Here is a 22604-nt window from a genome sequence, read left to right as displayed (position 1 = left end):
CGGTCAGCTCGGGATGCAGGCGATCACCGTGATCTCGATCACCAGCTCGGGCTGGTTCAGCGAAGCCACCGTGACGGTGGTGCGGGCGGGCTTGTTCCCGGGGAAGTACTTCGCCCACTCCTCGTTGTAGGCGGGCACGTCCTCGCGCCGGGTGACGTGGGTCATCGCGCTCAACACGTTGTCGAGCGAGGTGCCGGCCGCCTCGAGGATCACCTTGATGCGCTCGAGGATGAAGCGGGTCTGCTCGCGCACGTCCTTGCCCACCTGGCCGCTGACGGGATGGCGGCCGGTCTGGCCGGAGACGAACACGAGATTGCCGAACTTCGTGGCGAGGGAGAGATTCGGGTTCGGCTGGCCGATCTCGACCTTGACGATCTCCTTGCGGGGCATCAGCGGAGCCCCACCGTCTCGCGGAAGCGGCGCAGCGTCTTCACGTGCTCGTCCGGCGAGCCGAGGCCCATGCCGGCGGTATGCACGCAGAGATGCGAGATGCCGCGCATCGCGCGCCAGGCCTCCAGCTCCTTGGCCCAGTCGCCCCCCGGGATCTGGGACAGCGTCATGCGTCCCTCGACGCCGAACGTCGCCGGATCGCGGCCGGCGTCGCGGATCAGGCTGTGGATCCGGTCGACCGCGGCCTGGCCCGCGTCGCCCGCGCGGAAGTGCGGCATCCAGCCGTCGGCCAGCCGGGCCATGCGCTTCTGCACGGGCTCGCTCTCGCCGCCCATCCAGATCGGGATGGGGCGCTGCACGGGCAGGGGATTGAGCCCGGCGTCGGGGACCTGGTGGAACGCGCCCTTGTAGGTCACGAGCTCGCGCGTCCAGAGCGCCCGCATCACCTCCACCTGCTCCTCCACCCGCCGGCCGCGGTTGTGGAAGTTCTCGCCGAGCGCCTCGAACTCCACCGCGTTCCAGCCCACACCTACCCCGAGGCGCAGGCGCCCGCCAGAGAGCACGTCCACCGCTGCCGCCTGCTTGGCCACCAGGGCGGTCTGGCGCTGCGGCAGGATCAAAATGCCCGTGACGAGCTCGAGCCGGCGCGTGGCCGCGGCGAGGAAGCCGAAGAGCACGAAGGGCTCGTGGAAGGCATGGCGATACGTGTACGGGCCCTTCCACCCGCCGGGCCGCTCGGGATTGGCGCCCAGCACGTGGTCGAAGACGAGCGCATGGGTGAAGCCCATGCCCTCGACGGCCTCGGCATAGGCCTTGATGGCGCCGGGGTCGTTGCCGATCTCGGTCTGCGGCAGCACCACACCGATCTTCATGGATGACCTCCTCGGTTCAGTGGCGATGATTCACTTGCTGCCCGGGACCACGCCCGGCGGCAGCGACTCGATGTGGGCGCAGATGTCGCGAGGCCGCGTGATCCACACCCGGTCGCGGTGGGCCAGGATGTGCTGGAGCGCGCGACGCAGCCGGCGGATGCGATACGGCCGCCCGATGACGAACGGGTGCAGGGAAATGGGGCACACCAGGGGCTGGCGCGCCGACTGCGCCAGCATCTCGTCGAACTGGTCCACGATCATCTCCGCGAACTCCTCGGACGTGTAACGGTACCAGACGATGCCGCGCGTGTCGTTGACCTCGATGGGGTAGGGGAGCGAGAGGATGCGGCCTTTACGGGTTTTCAACCAGATGGGCTGATCGTCCATGGTCCAGTCCATCACGTAGCGGTAGCCCGCCTCCTGGAGGAGATCCATGGTCACGGCGCTATTGGAGAGCCACGGGCTCATCCAGCCCGCCGGCGGCTTCCCTTCGTGGCGCGCGATGGTGGCGGTGACGTCCTCGATCAGCGCCCGCTCCGCGGTCTCGGAGAGATGCCCCTGCTCGTCGGAGTTGGTGACGCCGTGGCCGAGGATCTCGTCGCCGCGCGCGCGCAGGCGCCCGGGGATGTCGGGCGCCCCCTCGTAGACCGCGGTGTTGATCTGGGCCTCGGCGGGCAGCCCCAGCTCGTCCAGCAGCTCGAAGAGGCGCCAGATCCCCACGCGATTGCCGTAGTCGCGCCAGGAATAGACGCTGTGACTCTGCGCCTGGTCGGGCGGGGCGATGGCCGCGCCCTTGCCCACGCCGAAGCCGAACGCTTCGATGTTGAGGGCGACGTAGACGGCGAGCCGGCGGCCGCCGGGCCAGCTGTAGTCGGGGCGCGAGACGATGCTGGAGTAGTCGTAGCGGCCGTGGCCGGGCAACATGGCGGTGGTGGCCCTCCCGGCCCGGTATCGTATAGCATCCAGGCGATGACCGACAGCTATCCCATCGTCCGGCATCCCGCCGCCGGCGCCCGCGCGCCCATCCTGGTGAGCGTGCCGCACTACGGGACGCAGCCCCTGCCGCACATCACCCGCGAGCACTACGGCGAGCCGTGGTTCGAGACCTTCGCCTACGGCTTCGCCGATCTCTTCGCCAGTGACGTGTACGGCAATCTCCACGAGCGCGGCGCCACCGTGCTCGCCACGCCGTTCTCGCGCATGTTCGTGGACGTGAACCGCCGGCGCGACGACTACGAGCACCGGGACGGCGAGGTGCGCTCCCGCCGCGGCGTGGTGCGCACCCACACCATGAAGGAGGTGCCGATCTTCGCCCGTCCCCTGGGCCTCGACGAGCTGGAGACGCGGCTGCAGGCCCTCTACGATCCCTACTACGCGATGCTGGGGTCGTTGCTGGATGGACTCCGTGACGACTACGGCCACGCCCTCCTCATCGACGGGCACACGGGCAGCCCGCGGCGCATGAAGGACCATCAGGTCATCCTGGGGACGCGCCACGAGACGACGTGCGGACGCGCGATCGTGGACACCGTGGCCCAGGCCTTCACGCGCCACGGCTTCGAGGTGCACCGCGACGTCTCGGGCTACACCGGCGGCAACATCGTCGCGACCTTCGGCCAACCGGGCGACCGGCGCGTCCATGCCCTGCAAATCGAGATCAACTCGGCGCTCCTCATCACCATGAGCCGCGAGGAGCTGATCGCCCACATCTCACGGGGCGGCGTTCCCGAGAGGGCGGAGGCGACCTTCGTCCGGTTGCGGCAATGCCTGGGCGAGGCGCTGGACGCGCTGCCGGCGGTCGTGGCCGCCTGTCACGCGGCCCCGGAGGAGACCCGCCGTGGCGCGCATTGACCTGGTGGACGTCTGCAAGACGCTCCGAGATCCCGGCGCGGGCGCGGGGCGCCCGTCCACCTTCGCCATCCAGGACCTCTCGCTCCGCGTGCCCCACGGCAAGACCATGGTCGTGCTGGGGCCGAGCGGGTGCGGCAAGACCACCCTGCTCAAGATCATCGCGGGCCTGATCCGGCCGGACTCGGGCCACGTGCGCTACGACGACGTCGACGTGAGCGACGTGCGCCCGGGCGACCGGCGCATCGGCATGGTGTTCCAGAACTATGCGCTCTACCCGCACGTGACGGCGCGGACCAACGTGCTGTCCTATTTTCTCTTCCGGAAGAAGACGCCCGAGATGGACGCGGTGAAGCGCGCCAAGTACCAGCGTACCAGCGAGCTGATGGGCGTGGAGCTGGCGCATCTCCTCGACCGCATGCCGCCGACTCTGTCCGGCGGGGAGAAGCAGCGAGTGGCGCTGGGCCGCTGCATCACGCGGGATGCCGCGCTGTTCCTGGTGGACGAGCCCTTCGCGAACCTCGACCAGGCGCTGCGCGAGAAGTACCGCGTGAACCTCAAGGCCCTGCTGCGGCAGTTCGACATCACCACCGTCTACGTGACCCACGACCACCACGAGGCGCTGATCCTGGCCGACCTCATTGCGGTGATGGACCAGGGACGCATCGCCCAGGTCGGGACGGCGCGGGAGATCTACGACTCGCCGGTGAGTGCCTTCGTCGCGGGCTTCCTGAACCTCCACGTGGGCGCGCCGCCCATCAGCCTGCTGGGCGGCGCCGCGCTCCCCGACGGGGCGGGCGGCGAGCGCGTGCTGATCGGGGTGCGCCCCGAGGATGTGACGGTGGCGCGTGAGCGCACCGCCGGCGCCGTGGCCGCGCGCGTGGCCGAGGCGGTCCGCTACCCGCTGGGCGACTCCACCCTGCTCACGATGCGGGTCGGCGAGCATGAGGTGCACGCGCTGGCGCCCGGCACCGCGCCGTATGCCGCCGGGGACCCCGTGTGGCTGAGCTTCCGGCGCTATCACGTCTTCGAGCGCGAATCCGGCCGCCGGCTGTCGAGCCACCCGATGGCCGCGTAGCCCATACCCCACGAGGGAGGATCCCACGATGCCCGACGGAGGACGGCTCGCCGGCAAGGTCGCGTTGATCAGCGGAGGCGCGCGCGGCCAGGGCGCGGCCGAGGCGGAGACGTTCACGAAGGAAGGCGCGAAGGTCGTCTTCGGCGACATCCTGGACGCGGAGGGACAGCAGGTCGAGGCGGCCATTCGCGCCAAGGGCGGTGAGGCCACCTACGTGCACCTCGACGTGACGCGCGAGGCCGATTGGGAGAAGGCGGTGCGCGCCACCGTGGACCGCTACGGCAAGCTCGACATCCTCATCAACAACGCCGCCATCGTGATCAACCGCGTGCCCATCGAGGAGCGCACGGAGGCGGAGTGGGACCGGGTGATGGCGGTGAACGCCAAGGGCGTGTTCCTCGGCACCAAGCACGCCATCCCCGCCATGCGCCGGGCCGGCGGCGGCTCCATCGTGAACATCTCCTCGATCGCGGGCATCGGTCAGTCGCTCCAGCAGGAGCCGGCCTACGCGGCCAGCAAGGGCGCCGTCCGCATTTTCACCAAGGTGACGGCGGCCCAGCACGCCAAGGACGGCATCCGCTGCAACTCCGTGCACCCGGGCCCGGTGGATACCGAGATGTTCCACGCCGCCTTCCGAGACAAAGAGCAGCTGGCGCGGCGGCTCGCGCGTATCCCCCTGGGGCGCATGGGCACGGTGGCCGAGATGGTGAGCCTGGTCCTCTACCTCGCCTCCGACGAGTCGGCCTACATGACGGGCAGCGAGATCCTCATCGACGGCGGCGCGATGGCGCAGTGAGGGACGCGGCGAGCGCCCATGCGCGCGCCGCGCCGCGCTCGGCGAACTGGCGGCAGAGCCCGGTGTAGCGCGCGGGGTCGAGCAGCGTCTCGACCTGGGCGGCGCCGAGCCGCTCCCGCACGTGGGGATCCGCGGCCAGCATCTCGCGGAACGGCCGCGACTCGGTGACCGCGCCCTGGGCGGCGTCGTAGACCGCGTCGTGGGCCCGCTGCCGGCCGATCTGCTTGCCCAGCTCCAGCATCAGGGCCTCCGCCATGATGAGCCCGCCGGAGAGGTCGAGGTTCTCGCGCATGCGGGCGGGGAAGAGCTGAAGGCCCTCGAAGAGGGCGACCATGCGCGCGAGCATGTCGCCGGTCAGCTCGCACGCGCCCACCAGCGCGCGGCTCATCATGATGCTTGTGGTGCGATCCGCCTCGTGCTCGGTCTGCATCGCCTCCAGCGCGAGCGGCACCAGTGCGCGGATCTGCGCGGCGGCGGCGATGATGTCCTGCGAGAGCTTGGGGTTCCGCTTCTGCGGCATCGTGCTGCTGCCTACGGTGCCCGCGGGCACCGGCTCCTCCACCTCGCCGAACTCCTGCTTCATCAGCGTGTAGATCTCGCGGCCGATCTTGCTGCAGGTGGCGGCGAGCATGCCGAGGAGGCACACGTACTCCGCCTGATGGTCGCCGATGGTGCGGGCGGGCACCGGCATCGGCTCGAGCCCGAGCATGGGGCCCATCCTGGCCTGGGTGGCGAGGCCGAGCTCGCCCAGCGAGGCGAGCGTCCCCGCGCCGCCGCCCAGCATCACCACGAACACGCGGCTCTCGCAGCCGACGAGGCGCTCCACGTGACGCCCCAGCTCGTCGATCCACACCGCGACCTTGAACCCGAACGTCGCGGGTACGGCGTGCTGGCCGTGGGTGCGGCCGGGCAGGAGCATGTCCTTGCTGCGCTCGGCCAGGTCGGCCAGCGTGGTGAGGAGGGCGGCGAGCTGGCCCAGGAAGATCTCGTGCGCGCGACGCGCCTGGAGGAGCTGGCCCGTCTGCGTGACGTTCTGGGTGGTGGCGCCCCAGTGGACGTACCCGCCGGCGTCGCCCGCGCACGCCTTGTCGAGCGCCCAGACGAGCGGCACGAGGGGATGCCCTGTCTTCGCGAGCCCCGCCCGCACCGCATCCATGTCGAGGAGGCGGAGCTGCGCCTTCGCGACGATCTCCCGCGCGGCCGCCTCGGGGATGATGCCGAGCTCGGCCTGCGCCCGCGCCAGCGCCGCTTCGACGTCCAGCCACGATTGAAAGCGCGCAGGCTCCGTGAAGAGCGCCCGCACGCCGGGATCGGGGATGCGAAGGGAAGTCGGCTCGTCCTGCATGACGGGGTCTCCGCGCCCGCGGGGGCGCTACGAGGAGGTGACGAGTGAGGCCAGCCGCCAGCGCAGCCGCTCGAGGCCGGGCGCCGGCGGCGGGTCGATGACGAGGGTCAGCGTGCCCGTGGTGTGGAGGGAGCAGTTGTACTTGAACGTGCCGGGGCGGCGGAAGGGGATGCGATAGGTCTGCCGCGAGCCGAGGATGATCGGGCCGACCTGATGCGCGACCTCGTCGTCGTTGGTGAGCACGAGGACGTCGCGCACGCCGACGGCCAGGTGGACGGGCGAGGGCAGCACGCTCAGGGGCTCACCGGCCTTGAGCCGCGCCGCTGTGCCCGGCGGGATCACGAACGTGAGGGCGGCGCCGCGCTCCGGCATGGGGGCGAAGGCCGCCCAGGCGAGGCCGGCCAGGCCCAGGATGGCCACGGCCAGGGCGGCCGCGACCGCCACCACGCGCCGGGTCATCGCACCTCGGCGCGGGTCGTGATCTTGCCCGCGCGCTCGAACTCGAGCGTGAGCTCCACGGACTGGCCCGGCGTGAGCGGGCGCTTGAGCCCGATCAGCATGAGGTGATACGCGCCGGGCTTGAGCTCGACGCGGCGGCCCGCGGGCAGCGCCACCTTGTCCACCTTCTCCATCATCATCATCCCGGACATGTTCCGCGTCTCGTGCACCTCCACCCGCTCCGCGGCGTCCGCGCTCGCGCCGATCAGCGCATCCGCCGACTTGCCGCGATTGCGCAGGAGGGCGTAACCCGCCGCGGTGCTGGGCGCGCCCGGCCTGGCGTCGGGCATGACGGCGGCGCGCCGCACCCAGGCCTTCTCGACGAGGACGGGCGCGTCCTGGTCGGCCTCGGCCGCGTCGGCGAGGAGGAGGCGGACGTCGTGGAGCACGTCCTCCGAGGGTGTGCCGAACGGAGCCATCACGCGCAGCCGCCCGGCCGCGTCGATGAGGAACACGGAGGCGGCGTGGTGCACGAGATAGGTCGGGGGCGTGCTGCCGGGGAGATCCTTCCGCACCACCGACACGCCGTACGCCTTCCACACCGCGGCGAGCTCGGCGGCGGGACCGGTGAGGCCGACGAAGGTCTTGTCGAACTGCTCGGTGAAGGCGCGCAGGCGCGCGGGCGTGTCGCGCTCGGGGTCGACGCTCACGTAGACCACCTGCACCCGCTTCGCGGCCGCGCCCAGGCGTACGCGCACCTGGGCCAGCTCGGCCAGCACGGTGGGGCAGACGTCGGGGCAGCTCGAGTAGCCGAACGTGAGCACCACGACCTTGCCCTGCTGGCGGCGAAGCTGGAACTCGCCGCCGCCCGCCGCGGGCAGGGTGAACTCGGGCGCGGGACGCGGCGGATCGAAGGCGCCGCTGCGGAACGCGGGGGTGGACGCGGCCTGCGCGGGCGCGCCCGGCGCCGACCCCGTGAGCACGAGGGCGGTCAGGGTCAGGGCGGCGCCGCGGCGGAGCCCCCTCACGGCGCCACGCCCAGCTCGCGCAGGAGCGCGGTCTTCATCGTCGCCAGCTCCGGATCCGACAGGGTGCGCGGGCGCGGCTGCTTCACCTCGATCACGTGCTGCACGCGCGCGGGGCGGGGGGAGAGCACCAGCACGCGGTCGGCGAGCTGCAGCGCCTCCTCCACGTCATGGGTCACGAGCAGCACGGTGTGCCGTTCCTCGGAAAGGATCCGCGAGAGCTCCGCGCGCATGCGCAGCCGGGTCAGCGCGTCCAGCGCGCCGAAGGGCTCGTCGAGATAGAGGATCTCCGGCTTCACGATGAGGGCCCGCGCCAGCTCCGCGCGCTGCTGCATGCCGCCGGACAGCTCGCGGGGAAAGGCGTGCTCGAACCCCTGGAGCCCGACGAGCTCGATGTAGTGGGCGGCGCGCGCGCGGCGCGCCGCCGCGGCCTCCCTGTCGAGCCCGAAGACGATGTTGTCGGCGAGGTCGAGCCACGGGAACAAGGACGGCTGCTGGAAGATGAAGATCGCCTCGCGCCGGGGCTCGCTCACGGGTCGGTTGTCCACGCGCGTCTCGCCCGCGTCCGGCGTCTCGAAGCCGGCCAGCAGGCTCAAGAGCGTCGATTTCCCGCAGCCGGAGGGCCCGACGATGGCCACGAACTCGCCGTCGCCCACCGTGAAGCTGACGCCGTCGAGGACGGGCACCGGGCCGCCGCGGGGATGGAAGGTCTTGGTGAGCCCGCGCACGTCGATCTTGGGCGTCACCGGGTGTCAGCTCTCATAACGCCAGCGCACCTCGTCGAGCCGCTCGAGCCGGCGCATGACGATGTCCAGGGCGAAGCCCACCGCCCCGATCACGAGCATGCCGGCGACGACCAGGTCGTAGCGATTGCCGGCGTTCCGCGAGTCGATGATGAGATAGCCCAGGCCCGAGCTCACCGCGATCATCTCGGCGGCCACCACCACGAGCCACGCGACGCCGAGGCCGATGCGCATGCCCGTGACGATCTGGGGCAGGGCGGCGGGCAGGACGACGGAGCGGAAGAGCCGCAGCCCGGAGAACTCGAAGTTCCGAGCGGCGCGGAGGTACTTTGCGTCGATCGTCATCACCCCGGCCGCCGTCCCCACCACCATGGGGAAGAACGACGAGAGGAAGATCAGGAAGATCGGGGAGAGATCGCCCACGCCGAACCAGAGGATGGCGAGCGGGATCCAGGCGATGGGCGAGATCGGGCGCAGCCCTTGCACCAGCGGGTTGAGGAACGTATGCACGCTCGCAAACCAGCCCATCAGCATGCCGACGGGCACCGCCAGCGCCACCGCGAGGAGATAACCCACCGTCACGCGAAACAGCGACGCCACCACGTGCTTGAGCAAGAGCCCCTGGCGGGCGAGATCGATCAGCCCCACCGCGACCTGGACGGGAGTGGGGAAGATGAGGCTCCCGCTCGCAACCACCGCCAGGTGCCAGATCACGAGCAGCGCGAGGACGGGCGCCGCGGCGGTGAGCCCCCGCAGGCTAGCGCGCGACACGGATGTCCACCGGGCGGGCATTGCGCTGGAACGAGTCGTCCACGTAGCGCTCGTAGGGGATGCGCTGGCGGATGATGCCGGCCTCGAGCGAGGCCTCCATGAGATCGTCCAGCTCCGCGCGGACCAGGCGGAGATCGGCATAGGTCACGCGATCGCGGGGATTCGACAGCACATGCTTCAGAATGTCCGCCCGCTGATTGAAGACGCCTGGCCCGGCGGCGAGATCGGCGGCGAGATCACGGTTGGCCTGAGCGGTCTCGAGCCATGCCCCAGCGGACAGGACGTGGTTCACGATCTGCTGGACGGTGGCAGGGTCGCGGTCGATCAGGTCCTGGTGCACGGTGAGGACGCAGCACACGTAGGTGGGCCACTTGTCGCGCGTCATGTAGAGGATGCGCGCGTAGCCTCCGACTTCCGCCACCGCGCCGAAGGGCTCGCCGGTGGCGTAGGCGTCCACCTGCCGCGCGTAGAGGGCGGCCGGCATGTCGGGCGGCGCCATCTCCACCAGCTCGACGTCACGCACGGTCATGCCGTTTTCCTTGAGCATGCGGCGCACGAAGAGATGGTCCACTGCGAAGCGGCTGGGGATGGCGACGCGCTTGCCGCGCAGGTCGCGGAAGCTCCGGGCCGGCGAGTCCGTGCGCACCATGATGACGGCGCCCGAGCGATGGCCCAGCGAGACGATCTTGGCCCGGACGCCGCTCTCCACCAGGTCCATGACCATGGGCGCGAGCAGATACGCGGCGCGCACCTTGCCGGCCATGAACGACTCCTTGAGCTCCGGCCAGCCGCTGTACTTCTGGTACTCGGCGATGGAGTCGGCGAGGGTCACGTCGACCACCGAGCGCCCCTCCGCGTCCCGCGACATCGCCACACTGGCGATCGGCAGGGTGAGGTTTCACGTGACGGGGAGGCCGCCGACCGCGAGCGTCCGGGCCTCGGCACGCGGCGCGAGGGCGGGCCGGTGATTGATCGCGACGTGCAGGACGGTGATGGCCACCACCCACGCGGCGACCAGGGCGAGGACGCGCCCGATGCTCGGCCGCGCCATCGGGCTCACGCCAGCGCGGGAATCACGTCGTGAGTGAGGAGGCGCAGGCTGCGCGTCTCGAGCTCCGCCGGGATCAGCCCGCCCGGATTCGGCTCGGCGATGATGCCGTCGAGGCCCAGCTCGGCCGCGAGCTGCTTCAACCGGTCGACGACAGCAGGCGCGGTGCCGAACACGACCTTGCGGGCCAGGACGTCCTGGTAGGTGAGATTCGCCATGCGCTCGGCCTGCATGCGCCGCTTGTCGGCCGGGCCCGCGCCGGCGCGGCCCACCGCCGCGCGGGCCAGCTCGGTCTGGCGCGCGAAGAAGGCCGACATGCTCGCGCGCGGCTCCTCGCGCGCGCCTTCCGCCGTGGGCGAGACGTAGACGGGGATGCGGAGGTAGACGCTTCCGTTCCCCGGATGGCCCGATTCACGCCAGGCCTCTCGATAAGGGGCGAGCTGCTGCTGGAGATCGTCGAGCTCGGTGGTGCGCAGGCCCACGAAGATCGGCAGGCCCATGCGCCCGGCGGCCGGGAACGTCTCGTCGCTGGTCGTGGCCATGCGAATGGGCGGATGCGGCTGCTGCACGGGGCGCGGCACCACCACCGCGCCCTGCACGCGGTAGAACTCGCCCTCGTAGCTGAAGGGCTCGCCCCGCCAGGCGAGGCGTATGATGTCCAGCGCCTCGCGGAAGCGCGCCTGGCTCTCCGCGTAGCGGACGCCATAGACGTCGTAGGTGCGCACCACGCCGCTGCGCCCGATGCCGAACTCGAAGCGCCCCCCGCTGATCTGGTCGACGGTGGCCGCTTCCTCGGCGATGCGCAGGGGGTGATTCAGCGGCAGCACCTGCACGGCCGTGCCGACGCGGAGGCGGCGAGTGCGCGCGGCGATGGCGCTCGCGACCTGGAGGGAAGCCGAGATCACCGAGCGCGTGGGCGTGAAGTGAATCTCGCCGAGCCACACGCACGGCACACCCCAGGCTTCGCACCGGTCGGCCAGCTCGAAGATGTCGCGGAAGGCCTCGGCCTGGCTCGCCCCCTGGCGCAGCTCCTCGATGAAGATCCCGACGTGCACGGCGGGCTCTAGGCGCGCGGGGCGGGAATCTCCTCGCCCCACGGCTCCATGGCGGGGCGCAGCGGCGTGAACTCGCGCACCCGGCCCGCCACTCCGGCGAGGATCGTGTCGATGGTTGCGAGCTCGTCCTTGGTCAGCGTCAGCTCGGCGCCGGCGTCGTTGGCGTCCACCTCGGCGGGCGTGCGCGCGCCCACCAGCGCGGTGCTGACGGCCGGATTGGCGAGGACCCAGGCGAGCGCGATGTGGGAGAGCGGCACGCCACGCGGCGCCGCCACCTCGCGGCGCAGACGCTCCACCACGCCCAGATTCGCCACGAAGTTCTCGCGGCGGAAGATGGGCTGGCCGAAGGCCACGCCGCCCCCACGCCAGTCGTTCTTGAGATCGAAGGCCGTGTCGGACGAGAAGGCGCCGGTGAGGAGGCCGTGGCCCAGCGAGCCGTAGCCCATCACGGCGATCCCCTCCTCGCGACACAGCGGGAAGGTCTCGGTCTCCTGGCGGCGGTCGAACATGTGATAGCCCACCTGTGAGACGTCCACCCGGCGCGTGCCGAGGCACTCGCGGAGCATGGCGCCGGTGAAGTTCGACACGCCCACGAAGCGGGCGCGCCCTGTCGCCACGACCTCCTCCAGCGCGCGCATGCTCTCCTCGAACGGCGTCTGGGCGTCCGGCCAGTGCACGAGCAGCACGTCCACCCAGTCGGTGCGCAGGCGCTGCAGGCTGGCGTCGACCTCGCGGAGGATGTTCGTGCGGCTCGCGTCGCGCAGCGGCCCGAGCTGGCCCGGGGGCGGCGCCTTCACCCCGCACTTGGTGACGAGGGTGACGTCCTTCCGCTTGCCCTCGAGGGCGCGGGCGACCACCTCTTCGGAGTGGCCGGCGCCGTAGGCGGGGGCGGTGTCCACGCAGTTCACCCCGCGATCGAGCGCGCGATGGATGGCCTTGACGGCCTGGTCATCCTCGATCGCGCCGTAGCGGTCGCCGGCCATGGGCCAGCAGCCGAATCCCACCGCGGAGACCTTCAAGCCGGTACGACCGAACGGACGGTAGCGCATGCCGGCAGCCCTCAGCAGCCGCCCGCGATCGCGGGCATGATGAACACTTCGCTCCGCGGGCCGATCGGCTCGAAGAGCGCCTCCTGCACGATCTGGCCGTCGATGGCCACGGCCACGCCCTGCTCGAGATGGGGCTCGATGGCGGGGTGCAGGGTGGCGAGCTGCTCGAAGAGCTGCTTGACGGACGTCGCCGAGAGCTCGAACTCGGCGACGCCCCCCGTCAGCTGCGCGAGGTTGCCGATCAGCACCACGCGCGCCATGCCTGGCGCCCTTACGAAACCTTGTTGAGACCCTTGTCCTTGAGCGCCTTGAGCACCTTGGGCGGTGACATCGGCAGCTCGGTGAACCGGATCCCGGTCGCGTTCTCCATCGCGTTGGCGATGGCCCCGAGCGGCGGCACGATGGGCGTCTCGCCGACGCCCCGCACCCCGTATGGATGCTTGGGATTGCCGACCTCCACGAGCACGGTGTCGATCATCGGCACGTCGGAGGCCACCGGCATGCGGTAGTCGAGGAAGCCCGCGTTCTGGAGCTTGCCGTCCTCCCCGTAGATGTACTCCTCGTTGAGCGCCCAGCCGATGCCCTGGACGGCGCCGCCCTGATACTGGCCCTCGACATAGGCGGGGTGGAGCGCCTTGCCCGCGTCCTGAGCCACCGTGTAGCGGAGGATGGTGACGCGCCCGGTCTCGGGGTCCACCTCCAGATCGACCAGGTGGGTGCCGAAGCTCGGGCCCGCGCCCTGGGCGTTGATGCGGCCCAGGCCGGCGATGGGGCCGCCGGTCTTGCCCGCCACCTTGGCGAAGTCCACGACGGTCATGGGCTTCACCTTCTCGGCGAGGGCGCCGAGCGGCCGGACTGCTCCATCCTTCCACTCGACCTGCTCCGGCTTGGCCTCCCAGAGCTTGCAGGCCCGCGCGATGAGATCGGCCTTGATCAGCTTGGCCGCCTCCACGATGGCCATGGACCCGGAGAACGCCGAGCGGCTGCCGCCGGTGAGGAAGTTGAAGCCGAGCGAGCCGGTGTCGCCGATGATGGGCCGTACCTTGTCGTAGGGCACGCCCAGCTCGTCCGCGGCCACCGCGGCCAGCGACGCGCGCAGCCCGCCGATATCCGGCGTCCCCGCCATGAGCGAGACCGTGCCGTCCTCGTTCACCGTGAGCGACACGCAGGTCTCGCCGCCGATGTTGAACCAGAAGCCGGAGGCGACCCCGCGACCCTGCCACTTCCGGAGGGGCGTGTTCCAGTGCTCGGTCTTCTTGATGGAGTTGAGCGTCTCCTCGAGGCCGATGGGCCCGAACTTGGGGCCATAAGCCGCCTTGGTGCCCTCGCGGGCGGCGTTCATCATGCGGAGCTGGATCGGATCGACGCCGAGCTTCTTGGCGATCTCGTCCACCACGCTCTCGACCGCATACTCCGAGATGGGCGCGCCGGGGGCGCGATAGGCCGCGACCTTCGGGCGATTGGACACCACGTCGTAGCCGATCACGTGGACGTTCTCGATGTCGTAGGGCGCGTAGGCGCACATCACGCCGGGCTGCACGGGCGAGCCCTGGAAGGCCCCCGCCTGATACTTGAGCTCGGCGAAGGCGGCCACGAACTTGCCATCCTTGGTGGCGCCCAGCTTGACCCGGACGGTGGCGCCCGAGGTGGGTCCGGAGGCCTTGAACACCTCCTCGCGCGACATCACCATCTTCACGGGCCGCTTGGCCTTCTTCGACAGCGCGATGGCGAGGGGCTCGAGGTACACGACCGTCTTGCCCCCGAATCCGCCCCCGATCTCGGTGGCGGTGACGCGCACCTTGCCGATGTCGAGACCCAGGAGGCGCGCGCAGTGTGCGCGCACGATGTAGTGGCCCTGCGTCGTGGTCCAGCACTCGGTGGTGCCGTCCTCGGAGACGGTGGCCAGCGCGGCATGCGGCTCGATATAGCCCTGATGGACCGGGGCGGTCTTGAACTCGCGGTCGACGACGAGGTCGGCCTTGGCGAAGCCCGCGTCCACGTCGCCCAGCTTGATCTCGACGCGCTTGGCGACGTTGGAGGGCTTGTCCGGCTTGGGCTCGACGCCCGCGGTGAAGAGATCGTCGTGGAGCAGGGGCGCGTTGGGGGCCATGGCCGCCACCACGTCGATCACATGGGGCAGCACCTCGTACTTCACGGCGATGAGCTTGAGGGCCCGGCGGGCGATGGCGACGCTGGTGGCCGCCACCGCGGCCACCGCGTGGCCCTCGTAGAGCGCCTTCTCGCGGGCCATGACGTTCCGCACCACGTCCTTGTAGTTCATCATCATCTCGCCGGCGGGGATGAACTCCGACGACTGATCCGGAAAGTCGTCCCGGGTGATGACGGCCTTGACGCCGGGCAGGGCCTCCGCCTTCGTGGTGTCGATGGAGACGATGCGCGCGTGCGGGTGCGGGCTGCGCAGCACGCGCCCGACGAGCTGACCGGGCAGATTGTAGTCGGCGCCGAAGCGCGCGCGCCCGGTAACCTTGTCCACCCCGTCTGGACGGATGTTGCGGGTGCCGACCGCGTGCTGACCGTTGGTCCCGTTGGCGTGTCCGTTGGTCTCGGCCATGTCCCCTATCCCTTTCTCATCGACGCGGCGGTGTCCATCACCGCGGTCACGATCTTGTCGTACCCCGTGCACCGGCAGAGGTTGCCGGCCAGCCAGTACCGCACTTCGGTCTCGCTGGGGTCCGTGTTCCGATCGAGCAGGGCCTTCGCCGCCACCAGCACGCCCGGGGTGCAGATCCCGCACTGGAGCGCCGCGTGCTTGAGGAACTCCTGCTGGAGAGGATGGAGCTTCTCGCCGGTGGCCATCCCCTCGATGGTGTCGACTTTTCTTCCGTTCATCTCCGCGCCCAGGACCAGGCACGAGCACACCAGCCGCCCGTCCAGCATGACGCTGCACGCGCCGCAGTCACCGGAGGCGCAGCCTTCCTTGCTTCCGGTCAGATTGAGCGTGTCACGCAGCACGTCCAGCAGGGTCTCCTCCGTCTCGCAGAGGAACTCCACCGGATCGCCGTTCACGATCGCCTCGACATGATGCTTGGCCATCTAGCTATTCCTCGCACGGTCGAGCGCGATCAAGGCGGCCCTGCGCGCCAGCACGCCCGCGACCTGAATTCGGAACTCCACGGTACCCCGCTTGTCGTCGATGGGCCGGCACGCGGCCTGCGCGGCCGCCTCCAGCCGGTCCTGCGCCGGCTTGTCGAGCCGGCTCCCGATGATGGCCTGCGCCGCCTCGGCCACGAGCAGCACGCGCGCGGCCACCGCGCCCAGCGACACGCGCGCCGCCGTGATCGTGCCCGCCCCGTCCACCGTCAGGCTCACGCCCGCCCCCACCACCGCGATGTCCATCTCGGTGCGGGGGATGAAGCGGAGATATGCGTCGCTCGAGCGCGGGGGCCGCGGAGGCAGGAGGAACGAGGCCACGATCTCGCCCTTCTGCAGGGCGAGCTTCCGGGGCCCGAGCATCACGTCCTCGACCGGCAGATCGCGCTTTCCGTTCGGCCCCGCCAGCGTGGCGATGGCGCCCGCGGCGATGAGCGCCGGCACGCTGTCCGCGGCGGGCGAGCCGTTGCAGAGGTTGCCGCCCATCGTGGCGCGGCCCTGCACCTGCGTCGAGCCGATGAGGTTGGCGGCCTCGATCACGCCCGGCCACACCTTCTTGAGCCGCGGGTGCTCCTTCAGCTCGGCGCCGGTGACGGCGGCTCCGATGCGCCAGCCGCCGTTTTCCTCGGTGATTGCGCGCGTCTCGGGGATCTTCTTGATGTCGACGATCAGATCGGGCTCGAGGATGTCGGCCCGCATCTGGACAAGGAGGTCGGTGCCTCCCGCCAGAACCCGGGCCTCGCCCTTCGCGCCCGCGAGGAGGGCGACTGCCCCCTCGAGCGATTCAGGTGCCTCATAGCGCATGTGGGGTCGCTCACCTTTCCTGGAATTTGGTGATTGTACTACCGCTCCCGCGGAGCGTCACGCCGTCGCGGCCTTGAGGTCGTCGAGATGCTTCTTCACCCCGGCCATCATCGAGGCCAGGTCGGAGGTCACCATGACGAGATCGTAGCCGCGCTTGACCGCGCCCGCCGCGAAGGTCCCGCTCGCGCAGTGCATGCAGGCCTTCTTGCCGTGCTTGTGGGCGGTGTCGCGGATCTTGTCGCAGGTCGCCATGTGGACGGGATCGGGGTTGTCGGGGCGAGGATTCATGCCGATGGCGAAAGCGAGATCGGAAGGACCGATGTAAATGGCATCGAGCCCCGGGGTGGCGCAGATCGCGTCGAGATTGGCGAGCCCTTCCTTGGTCTCCACCATCCCCATCACCACGATCTCGTCATTGGCCTTGGCCACGTAGTCGGGGCCGCCGTAGTGGACGGCGCGCACGGGGCCGGACGACCGCATGCCCACCGGCGGATAGCGGCAGGCCGCCACCGCCTTGGCGGCGTCTTCGGCGGTGTTGATGAGGGGGACGAGGATCGCGTAGGCGCCGAAGTCGAGCGCCTTCATGATGGTGGCCGGATCGTTCCACGGCACGCGTACCACTGGCACCGTGTCGGTCTGCGAGATGGCCTGGAGCATCGGCCACACGTCGTTCATGTCGGTGAGGCCGTGCTGCATGTCCACGACGAGCGCATCGAAGCCCTGGCGCGCCATGATCTCGGCGGTGAAGCCGTGGGACACCGAGAGCCACCCCATGGTGACGCATTTCCCCTCGCGCCAAAGCTGCTTCATCTTGTTCGGTCGCACGGTGGTTCCCCTTTGTGAGTGGTGGCTCGGGCGGGCCGGGCCGCCCCCGCTGCGCCAGAGATCATAGCGGGAACCTGGCCGCCCCGCCACGCCCGTCTGAACCGCCCGGTAGGGCTTACCTGGGAGAGAGTGCGTGGGCGATTTCCGCCCGGGACCCCCCCGAGACGCCAACCGCGTGAATCCTCGATGCGAACGCGCGTGGCACCCGCATTGCTCCTCTCTTTCCCAACGGCGTCGCCCGCACCGGCGGCGCCTCGACGAACAGGAGGACTGCACCTATGAAGCGTACGTACTGGGTGTTCGCAGCCTGCTTGAGCCTGCTCCTGCTGGGCGGGCTCGCTTACGACGTGAGCGCACAGCAAACCGCTCCGCCGTCCGCCGCGCCGTCCACGCCGCCGACGGAGCCTACCAAGCCCGGCGCGGTGACGCCGCCGCCGGTGACCTCGCCCGACCCGGCCGCGCCGAGCGGCCAGATGCGGCAGGACACGCCGCAGCCGCCGTCCACCAGCACCATCGAGCGCAATACCGAGAAGACCACGGTGGTGGACCATGATAGCGGCCGGATCTTCGGGATGCAGCCCACGGTGGCCCTGATCATCGGCGCCGTGCTGCTGGTCGTGATCGTGCTCGGTCTCGTGGCGATGAGCCGCGGGGGCGGCGGCGATACCGAGATTCACGAGCACCACCATCGGGTGTGATCTCTCGATGAAATGAGCTTCACCCGCCTCGGAGCGCCGCGAGGCGTTCTCCGGGGTGGCTAGCAGCCTCCCGGTCCCCCCGGCCGGGAGGCTGTTCTTTGTTACAGCCCTCCCGCGCTCCTTTCCTCACCCGCCCGACCGCGCTAGAGTGGGGCGTGACTTCATCCTCGATGGCGCGGTTGGCAGTTTTGCTGCTCGCGATTCTCACCTGTTTCGGCATCATGCCGGTGCCCGCTCGCCCCCAGCAGCAGCCAACGGCGCCGCCCAAGGAAGAGGAAGTGCCGTTCTGGGCGATCGGGCGTCCCAAGACCGGCGCGGGCGCGCAGATGGCGCCGGTGCCCCCGTTCCCCGTGCCGACGCCGGCGGCGCAGCTTCCCGTCGGCAAGATCAGGGTGCCCGCCGGCTTCAAGGTCGAGGTGTGGGTGCCCGAGATCCTCGACGCGCGCGGCATGCGGCTCGGTGACAAGGGCACGCTGTTCGTCAGCTCCAACTTCGTGGCGGGCAAGATCTACGCGGTCATCGACAAGGGCGGGGCGCGCGAGGTCAAGACCATCGCCGAGAAGCTGATGCTCCCGAACGGGATCGAGTTCTACAAGGGCTCGCTCTACGTGGCCACGCCGAAGGAGGTCACGCGATACGACGACATCGAGAGCACGCTGGACAAGCCCAGGGATCCGGTGCTGGTCTACGACAAGCTGCCCGGCGTGGTGCCGCACGGCTGGAAGTTCATCCGGATCGGGCCCGACGGTAAGCTCTACATCCCGGTGGGCGCGCCGTGCAACATCTGCGACACGACCGGCGACGACTACGCGCAGATCCGCCGCATCAACCTCGACGGCAGCGGCATGGAGATCGTGGCCCGGGGCGTGCGCAACACCGTGGGCTTCGACTTCCATCCCAAGACGGGCGAGCTCTGGTTCACCGACAATCAGCGCGACTGGCTCACCGAGGATCTCCCCAACGACGAGCTGAACCGCCTCACGAAAACCGGTCAGCACTTCGGCTACCCGTACTGCCATCAAGGCGATCTGCTCGATCCCGAGTTCGGCTGGGGCAAGTCGTGCGCCGACTTCACCAGGCCGGCGGCCCTCCTCGGCCCGCACGCGGCGCCCCTCGGGATGCGCTTCTACACCGGCAAGATGTTCCCGGAGAAGTATCAGAACGCGATCTTCATCGCCCGGCACGGCCCGTGGAACCGCACGAGGAAGTACGCGGCCGACGTGGTGGCGGTGTTCCTGAACCCCAACGGGACCTTGAAGAGCGTCGAGCCCTTCATGAACGGCCTCGTGGAGAACAACGCCTATCTCGGCCGGCCGGTCGACGTGCTCGTGATGAAGGACGGCTCACTGCTCGTCTCCGACGACCACGCGGGCGCGATCTACCGGATCAGCTACAGCAAGTGATCGCGCGACGGAGTGAGCGGAGGCGCCGCCGGCCGCTCAGCGGCCGCGGAACGTCGGCTTGCGCTTCTCCCGCCAGGCCGCGTGGCCCTCTGCTTTGTCCTCGGTGAGCTCGAGGGTCGCGAAGCGGTAGAGGTCAACCAGCGAGGCGTCGGCGAGGTTCGGCACGTCCAGCCCGCGAATCAGCGACTCCTTGGCGAGCCGCGCGGCCAGCGGGGGCAGGGAGGCGAGGTGCTCGGCCACCTCGAGGGCCTTGTCCATGAGGCGCGGGTGCGGCACCACCCACTGGGCGAGGCCGATGCGGAGCGCTTCCTCCGCGCCGAGCGGAATGCCGAGCGTGAGGCGCATGGCGTTGCCGCGCCCCACCCAGCGCGCGAGGCGCGCGGCGCCCCCGTAGGCGGGCAGGATGCCGAGCTTCACCTGGGGCAGCCGCCACTCCGCGCGGTCAGAGGCCACGAGCAGATCGCAGCAGAACGTCACGATGCAGCCGATGCCCACCGCGTAACCGTTCACCGCGCCCACGAGGGGCTTGGGGAAATTGCCCAGCACCTCGAAGGCACGGTCGCGGCGCTTGGGCAGGCTCTTGATGAAGTCGGCGGCGGAGGCCATCGTATGCGTCTTCGGGTCCTTGAGATCGGCGCCCGCGGAGAAGGCGCCGCCCGCCTCGTCGCCGGTGAGGACGGCGCAGCGGATCTCGTCGTCGTCCTCCATGGCGAGAAAATATTTCGCGAGGCCCTCGTTGAAGTCCGCGCCCCAGGCGTTGCGCGACTTGGGCCGGCTCAGCGTGACGAGGCCGATGGGTCCGCGCTTCTCGAAGACGACGGGCATGGGCGGGTCCTCTCCCTCACTCGGCGGGCGCGCGCTTGAGCAGCACCCGCGTGAATCGCTCGGGGTTGTCGAGCTGCCAGCCGTCCGCGGTCGGCCGCACGACGTAGCAGCGCTCGCGCCCGCCGTCCGAGACGTGCCAGATGCGGCAGAAGCGCCCGTCGGCGGTGACGCGCCACGTGCCCACGTCCACGCCCTCGGGCCAGCGGCTGTAGACGCGGCCCTCCGGCGCGTAGGTGATCCGGGAGGGGCCGACGGTGTACGCGCGCCCGACCACGTCGGCGGCGATCTGCGCGGCGGTAAGGGGCGGCGCGGCCGGCGGGGTCGGCCCGGCGGATGTGCAGAGCGGGCGCAGCGCGTCGCCGGCCAGCACCATCGAGTCGACGTCGAGATTGCCGCCATCGGAGAAGCGGAAGGTGGAGATCCCGTTGGGAAGGAGCATCACGACGTTGCCGCCGTAGCCCAGCGCGAACGGGACGCGGACGGTGCAGCCGGCGGCGGCTCGATAGGGAATCGACCAGAAGGAGAAGTGATAGCGCCCGTCGCCGAACTGATTGATCCCGCCGGTGGGCAGCCCCGCGCCGGCGTCCTTCTGATAGAGCGCGTCGGCGAGGCGGGTGGGGCTCAGGAGCTGCACGCCCCCGTGGCGTCCACCCGCCTGGAGCAGGCCGGCGAGCTTCGCCGCGTCGTCGACGCTGAGGTACATGCCGTAAGCGAGAATGGGCAGGCCCGGCCGGCCCTCCGGCTCGAGGGTGCGCATGATCGGGGTGTCGAGAATGCCGATGGGCCGGAGCACTTCGCGGCGCATCATGTCCCAGAGATTCGCCTGCGGCCCCTCGCGCCGCTTGAGGTAGGCATCCATGGCCCAGGCGAGGACATAGGTTTGCGTCGAGTTGTAGCGAAGCACCTCGCCGGGGTTCCAGGGATAGCGCCGGTAGGAAAGGGCGAGGTCGAGCTTCTCGCGCGCGGTCCGCTTCTCCAGGAAGCGGAACATCTTTGGGCGATTCTCGTCCGCGACGATGTCGTTGGGCTCGCGGACCGGCTTCTCGTCGCCGATGGCGGTGGTCATGCCGAGCGCGTGCGCGAACGTGACCTTGTTCCAGCCTGCGTGGGCACCGGCGGGCAGATAGTCGGTCAGCTCGGCGTCGAAGACCGCGTCGCCGTACTTCTGGGCGAGGCGCAGCAGGGCCACGGCGGCGCCGAGCGATTTCGTCACGGAGAAGACGCCGTGGCGCATCTGGCGGCAATAGGGGAAGGGGCCGTAGCGCGTGTTGCAGCCCCGCACGTAGAGCACGCCGTCCATCACGAGGCCGCTGGCGCTCACGTCCTCCGTCCGAGAGTCGCCGTCGAAGCCGGCGAGGGCGGGCACGTTTCCGAGGGAGGACCACGGACGCATCGGCAGCTCCGCGGCGACGACGGCGCGGAGCTCGGCGCGCTGCGCCGCCTCGCCGGGAATGGGGCCGGGCGTGTAGCTCATGGGAAGGCGCGCGGCGTAGTCCAGCTTGGCCCACATCGCCGTCTCCTGCACCGTCTGCACGGCGAGGCTCGACACGCGCGTGTCGTCGTAGACGAAGGTCGCGATCACGTTGTGGGTGAAGTTGTTGACGTCGTTGATGGCCACGAACGGAAACGACGCGCGCGAGAGGCCGCCGTCGCCCGGCTCGGACCAGACGCGCCCGCGCGAGAGGATGATGCGCGCGCCGGGGATCACGTCGCGGAGTACGGGCACGAGCTGGTCCCCATCCGTAAAGAACGCGACGGAGAATCCGGGGATATCTTGGGAGCGCGCATCACAGCCGAGTTGCGTGGGCGCAGCGGTGAAGGGCGGCACCGTCAGGATCCCACGAAGGGTGTGACGTGGTGGGCCAACGGGGCCGATGGGGAGGAAGTAGTCGTTGTGGATCGGCCGCCTTGAGTCCTCCGGCGTCGCGAGCAGCTCGCCGGCGGTGAGGCGGTCGCGAGTCGCACCGGGTGCGGCGACGGGCGTGCGGTAGGCGGTGCCACACTCGAGCGCGGCCAGGTCCGGCACCCGCGTCAGGATCACCTCGGCGCGGTCGCCGTTGAACGTGCCGAGCAAGCGGTCGCCGTCCAAGCGATACGCGAAGGCGGTCGGCAGCTCTATGGGAAGGGTGAAGCGCAGGGTTGCATCGGCGATGCGTCCGGCTATCTTGAAGAACGTTGGCGCCGAATTGCCCGGCGCCTCGGCCATGCCCACGCTGTACACACCGCGCGCGTAGCCGTTCGCGTACACCTCCTGCACGACCAGCACCATGCACTCCCACTCCTGCCCGCGCGCCGTCCAGGTGCCGCTCCACTCACCCAGGAATGCGGCGATCTCGGCGGGGACGCTGGACGCAGCGGGGACGACGGCGTGATCGGCGGGCAGCGGGGTCTCGCCGCGGCAGTCCTTGGCGTGGGCGGACGGTGCAGGCAGCGACAGCAGCGCCAGCGCGACGACGAGGCCGAGGGCGGCGGCGCGCATC

The 22604-nt window shown here is 70.3% G+C and carries 24 protein-coding genes; 5 read left to right on the top strand and 19 right to left on the bottom strand.

All coding sequences use genetic code 11. From position 1 onward, the window contains the following. Positions 1-3: 3 nt before the first annotated feature. The 3 genes from VFX14_19970 to VFX14_19960 are packed head-to-tail and all read right to left on the bottom strand — an operon-like array spanning position 4 to position 2186. Positions 4-390, bottom strand: coding sequence for a RidA family protein (locus VFX14_19970; protein ID HEU5191974.1), 387 nt, complete (start codon positions 388-390; stop codon positions 4-6). Then, the gene (locus VFX14_19965) at positions 390-1262 is read right to left on the bottom strand and encodes an LLM class F420-dependent oxidoreductase (GenBank protein ID HEU5191973.1); all 873 of its coding nucleotides are present in this window, start codon (positions 1260-1262) and stop codon (positions 390-392) included. Before VFX14_19965 ends, VFX14_19970 begins: the two co-directional genes overlap by 1 nt. 30 nt (positions 1263-1292) lie before the next feature. After that, positions 1293-2186, bottom strand: a complete 894-nt coding sequence (locus tag VFX14_19960; GenBank protein HEU5191972.1) for a polysaccharide deacetylase family protein — start codon at positions 2184-2186, stop codon at positions 1293-1295. Positions 2187-2231: 45 nt separating this feature from the next. On the opposite strand from VFX14_19960, the gene VFX14_19955 reads away from it, so the two are divergent. From VFX14_19955 to VFX14_19945, 3 genes are read left to right on the top strand one after another with little or no spacing between them, the layout of a single operon-like run. Next, a complete protein-coding gene (locus tag VFX14_19955; GenBank protein ID HEU5191971.1) occupies positions 2232-3113 on the top strand; it encodes an N-formylglutamate amidohydrolase in 882 nt (293 codons plus the stop codon). After that, positions 3100-4188, top strand: coding sequence for an ABC transporter ATP-binding protein (locus VFX14_19950; protein HEU5191970.1), 1089 nt, complete (start codon positions 3100-3102; stop codon positions 4186-4188). Before VFX14_19955 ends, VFX14_19950 begins: the two co-directional genes overlap by 14 nt. A 28-nt stretch (positions 4189-4216) precedes the next feature. Next, positions 4217-4984 (top strand): glucose 1-dehydrogenase, encoded by a 768-nt coding sequence (locus VFX14_19945; GenBank protein HEU5191969.1) that lies wholly within the window; start codon positions 4217-4219, stop codon positions 4982-4984. Here VFX14_19945 and VFX14_19940 read toward each other — a convergent pair. Genes VFX14_19940 through VFX14_19875 form a run of 14 tightly spaced genes read right to left on the bottom strand, consistent with a single transcriptional unit; the run spans position 4956 to position 17198 of the window. After that, complete coding sequence (locus tag VFX14_19940) at positions 4956-6329, bottom strand: adenylosuccinate lyase family protein (protein HEU5191968.1); 1374 nt, start codon at positions 6327-6329, stop codon at positions 4956-4958. The two genes, VFX14_19945 and VFX14_19940, sit on opposite strands and share 29 nt — an antisense overlap. A gap of 27 nt (positions 6330-6356) precedes the next feature. Next, the gene (locus tag VFX14_19935; GenBank protein HEU5191967.1) at positions 6357-6788 is read right to left on the bottom strand and encodes a hypothetical protein; all 432 of its coding nucleotides are present in this window, start codon (positions 6786-6788) and stop codon (positions 6357-6359) included. Next, positions 6785-7795 (bottom strand): SCO family protein, encoded by a 1011-nt coding sequence (locus VFX14_19930; GenBank protein ID HEU5191966.1) that lies wholly within the window; start codon positions 7793-7795, stop codon positions 6785-6787. The genes VFX14_19935 and VFX14_19930 overlap by 4 nt, the downstream gene beginning before the upstream one ends. Beyond that, positions 7792-8538 carry an ABC transporter ATP-binding protein gene (locus VFX14_19925; GenBank protein HEU5191965.1) on the bottom strand — a complete coding sequence of 249 codons (747 nt, stop codon included), beginning with the start codon at positions 8536-8538 and terminating at the stop codon, positions 7792-7794. The genes VFX14_19930 and VFX14_19925 overlap by 4 nt, the downstream gene beginning before the upstream one ends. 6 nt (positions 8539-8544) lie before the next feature. Further along, positions 8545-9306 carry an ABC transporter permease gene (locus VFX14_19920; GenBank protein ID HEU5191964.1) on the bottom strand — a complete coding sequence of 254 codons (762 nt, stop codon included), beginning with the start codon at positions 9304-9306 and terminating at the stop codon, positions 8545-8547. Further along, the gene (locus tag VFX14_19915; protein HEU5191963.1) at positions 9293-10174 is read right to left on the bottom strand and encodes an ABC transporter substrate-binding protein; all 882 of its coding nucleotides are present in this window, start codon (positions 10172-10174) and stop codon (positions 9293-9295) included. Before VFX14_19915 ends, VFX14_19920 begins: the two co-directional genes overlap by 14 nt. Before the next feature lie 30 nt (positions 10175-10204). Beyond that, positions 10205-10366, bottom strand: coding sequence for a hypothetical protein (locus VFX14_19910; protein ID HEU5191962.1), 162 nt, complete (start codon positions 10364-10366; stop codon positions 10205-10207). Beyond that, positions 10363-11409: an LLM class flavin-dependent oxidoreductase gene (locus VFX14_19905; GenBank protein HEU5191961.1), complete on the bottom strand. Its 1047-nt coding sequence runs from the start codon at positions 11407-11409 to the stop codon at positions 10363-10365. Before VFX14_19905 ends, VFX14_19910 begins: the two co-directional genes overlap by 4 nt. Positions 11410-11417: 8 nt before the next feature. Continuing rightward, complete coding sequence (locus VFX14_19900; GenBank protein ID HEU5191960.1) at positions 11418-12458, bottom strand: aldo/keto reductase; 1041 nt, start codon at positions 12456-12458, stop codon at positions 11418-11420. Between the two features lie 11 nt (positions 12459-12469). Continuing rightward, a complete protein-coding gene (locus VFX14_19895; GenBank protein HEU5191959.1) occupies positions 12470-12718 on the bottom strand; it encodes a MoaD/ThiS family protein in 249 nt (82 codons plus the stop codon). An 11-nt stretch (positions 12719-12729) separates the two neighbouring features. Next, positions 12730-15030 carry a xanthine dehydrogenase family protein molybdopterin-binding subunit gene (locus VFX14_19890; GenBank protein ID HEU5191958.1) on the bottom strand — a complete coding sequence of 767 codons (2301 nt, stop codon included), beginning with the start codon at positions 15028-15030 and terminating at the stop codon, positions 12730-12732. 5 nt (positions 15031-15035) lie between these two features. Continuing rightward, positions 15036-15512 carry a (2Fe-2S)-binding protein gene (locus tag VFX14_19885; protein ID HEU5191957.1) on the bottom strand — a complete coding sequence of 159 codons (477 nt, stop codon included), beginning with the start codon at positions 15510-15512 and terminating at the stop codon, positions 15036-15038. Continuing rightward, on the bottom strand, positions 15513-16373 hold the full coding sequence (locus tag VFX14_19880; GenBank protein ID HEU5191956.1) for a xanthine dehydrogenase family protein subunit M: 861 nt from the start codon (positions 16371-16373) through the stop codon (positions 15513-15515). A 57-nt stretch (positions 16374-16430) separates the two neighbouring features. Beyond that, complete coding sequence (locus VFX14_19875) at positions 16431-17198, bottom strand: aldolase/citrate lyase family protein (protein HEU5191955.1); 768 nt, start codon at positions 17196-17198, stop codon at positions 16431-16433. Between the two features lie 278 nt (positions 17199-17476). Between VFX14_19875 and VFX14_19870 the strand changes: the two genes are divergently transcribed. Further along, positions 17477-17896, top strand: a complete 420-nt coding sequence (locus VFX14_19870; GenBank protein ID HEU5191954.1) for a hypothetical protein — start codon at positions 17477-17479, stop codon at positions 17894-17896. 155 nt (positions 17897-18051) lie between these two features. After that, positions 18052-19299, top strand: coding sequence for a PQQ-dependent sugar dehydrogenase (locus tag VFX14_19865; protein ID HEU5191953.1), 1248 nt, complete (start codon positions 18052-18054; stop codon positions 19297-19299). A gap of 36 nt (positions 19300-19335) precedes the next feature. On the opposite strand, the gene VFX14_19860 is transcribed toward VFX14_19865, so the two are convergent. After that, positions 19336-20124, bottom strand: coding sequence for an enoyl-CoA hydratase-related protein (locus VFX14_19860; GenBank protein ID HEU5191952.1), 789 nt, complete (start codon positions 20122-20124; stop codon positions 19336-19338). Positions 20125-20140: 16 nt separating this feature from the next. After that, the gene (locus VFX14_19855; GenBank protein ID HEU5191951.1) at positions 20141-22603 is read right to left on the bottom strand and encodes a serine hydrolase domain-containing protein; all 2463 of its coding nucleotides are present in this window, start codon (positions 22601-22603) and stop codon (positions 20141-20143) included. Between the last annotated feature and the right edge of the window lies 1 nt (position 22604).

This window comes from Candidatus Methylomirabilota bacterium (assembly GCA_035764725.1).
In the GTDB taxonomy this organism is placed as follows: domain Bacteria; phylum Methylomirabilota; class Methylomirabilia; order Rokubacteriales; family CSP1-6; genus DASRWT01.
The sequence above is the reverse complement of the archived record's forward strand: the minus strand, read 5'-3'. Positions and strand labels throughout refer to the sequence as shown.

Bases quoted from the DNA above. Each gene is read 5' to 3' on its own strand.
- VFX14_19945 (HEU5191969.1), top strand. From the start codon at position 4,217: ATGCCCGACGGAGGACGGCTCGCCGGCAAGGTCGCGTTGATCAGCGGA.
- VFX14_19955 (HEU5191971.1), top strand. From the start codon at position 2,232: ATGACCGACAGCTATCCCATCGTCCGGCATCCCGCCGCCGGCGCCCGC.
- VFX14_19915 (HEU5191963.1), bottom strand. From the start codon at position 10,174: ATGTCGCGGGACGCGGAGGGGCGCTCGGTGGTCGACGTGACCCTCGCC.
- VFX14_19880 (HEU5191956.1), bottom strand. From the start codon at position 16,373: ATGCGCTATGAGGCACCTGAATCGCTCGAGGGGGCAGTCGCCCTCCTC.
- VFX14_19965 (HEU5191973.1), bottom strand. From the start codon at position 1,262: ATGAAGATCGGTGTGGTGCTGCCGCAGACCGAGATCGGCAACGACCCC.
- VFX14_19885 (HEU5191957.1), bottom strand. From the start codon at position 15,512: ATGGCCAAGCATCATGTCGAGGCGATCGTGAACGGCGATCCGGTGGAG.
- VFX14_19935 (HEU5191967.1), bottom strand. From the start codon at position 6,788: ATGACCCGGCGCGTGGTGGCGGTCGCGGCCGCCCTGGCCGTGGCCATC.
- VFX14_19890 (HEU5191958.1), bottom strand. From the start codon at position 15,030: ATGGCCGAGACCAACGGACACGCCAACGGGACCAACGGTCAGCACGCG.
- VFX14_19855 (HEU5191951.1), bottom strand. From the start codon at position 22,603: ATGCGCGCCGCCGCCCTCGGCCTCGTCGTCGCGCTGGCGCTGCTGTCG.
- VFX14_19870 (HEU5191954.1), top strand. From the start codon at position 17,477: ATGAAGCGTACGTACTGGGTGTTCGCAGCCTGCTTGAGCCTGCTCCTG.
- VFX14_19960 (HEU5191972.1), bottom strand. From the start codon at position 2,186: ATGTTGCCCGGCCACGGCCGCTACGACTACTCCAGCATCGTCTCGCGC.
- VFX14_19860 (HEU5191952.1), bottom strand. From the start codon at position 20,124: ATGCCCGTCGTCTTCGAGAAGCGCGGACCCATCGGCCTCGTCACGCTG.
- VFX14_19895 (HEU5191959.1), bottom strand. From the start codon at position 12,718: ATGGCGCGCGTGGTGCTGATCGGCAACCTCGCGCAGCTGACGGGGGGC.
- VFX14_19940 (HEU5191968.1), bottom strand. From the start codon at position 6,329: ATGCAGGACGAGCCGACTTCCCTTCGCATCCCCGATCCCGGCGTGCGG.
- VFX14_19900 (HEU5191960.1), bottom strand. From the start codon at position 12,458: ATGCGCTACCGTCCGTTCGGTCGTACCGGCTTGAAGGTCTCCGCGGTG.
- VFX14_19970 (HEU5191974.1), bottom strand. From the start codon at position 390: ATGCCCCGCAAGGAGATCGTCAAGGTCGAGATCGGCCAGCCGAACCCG.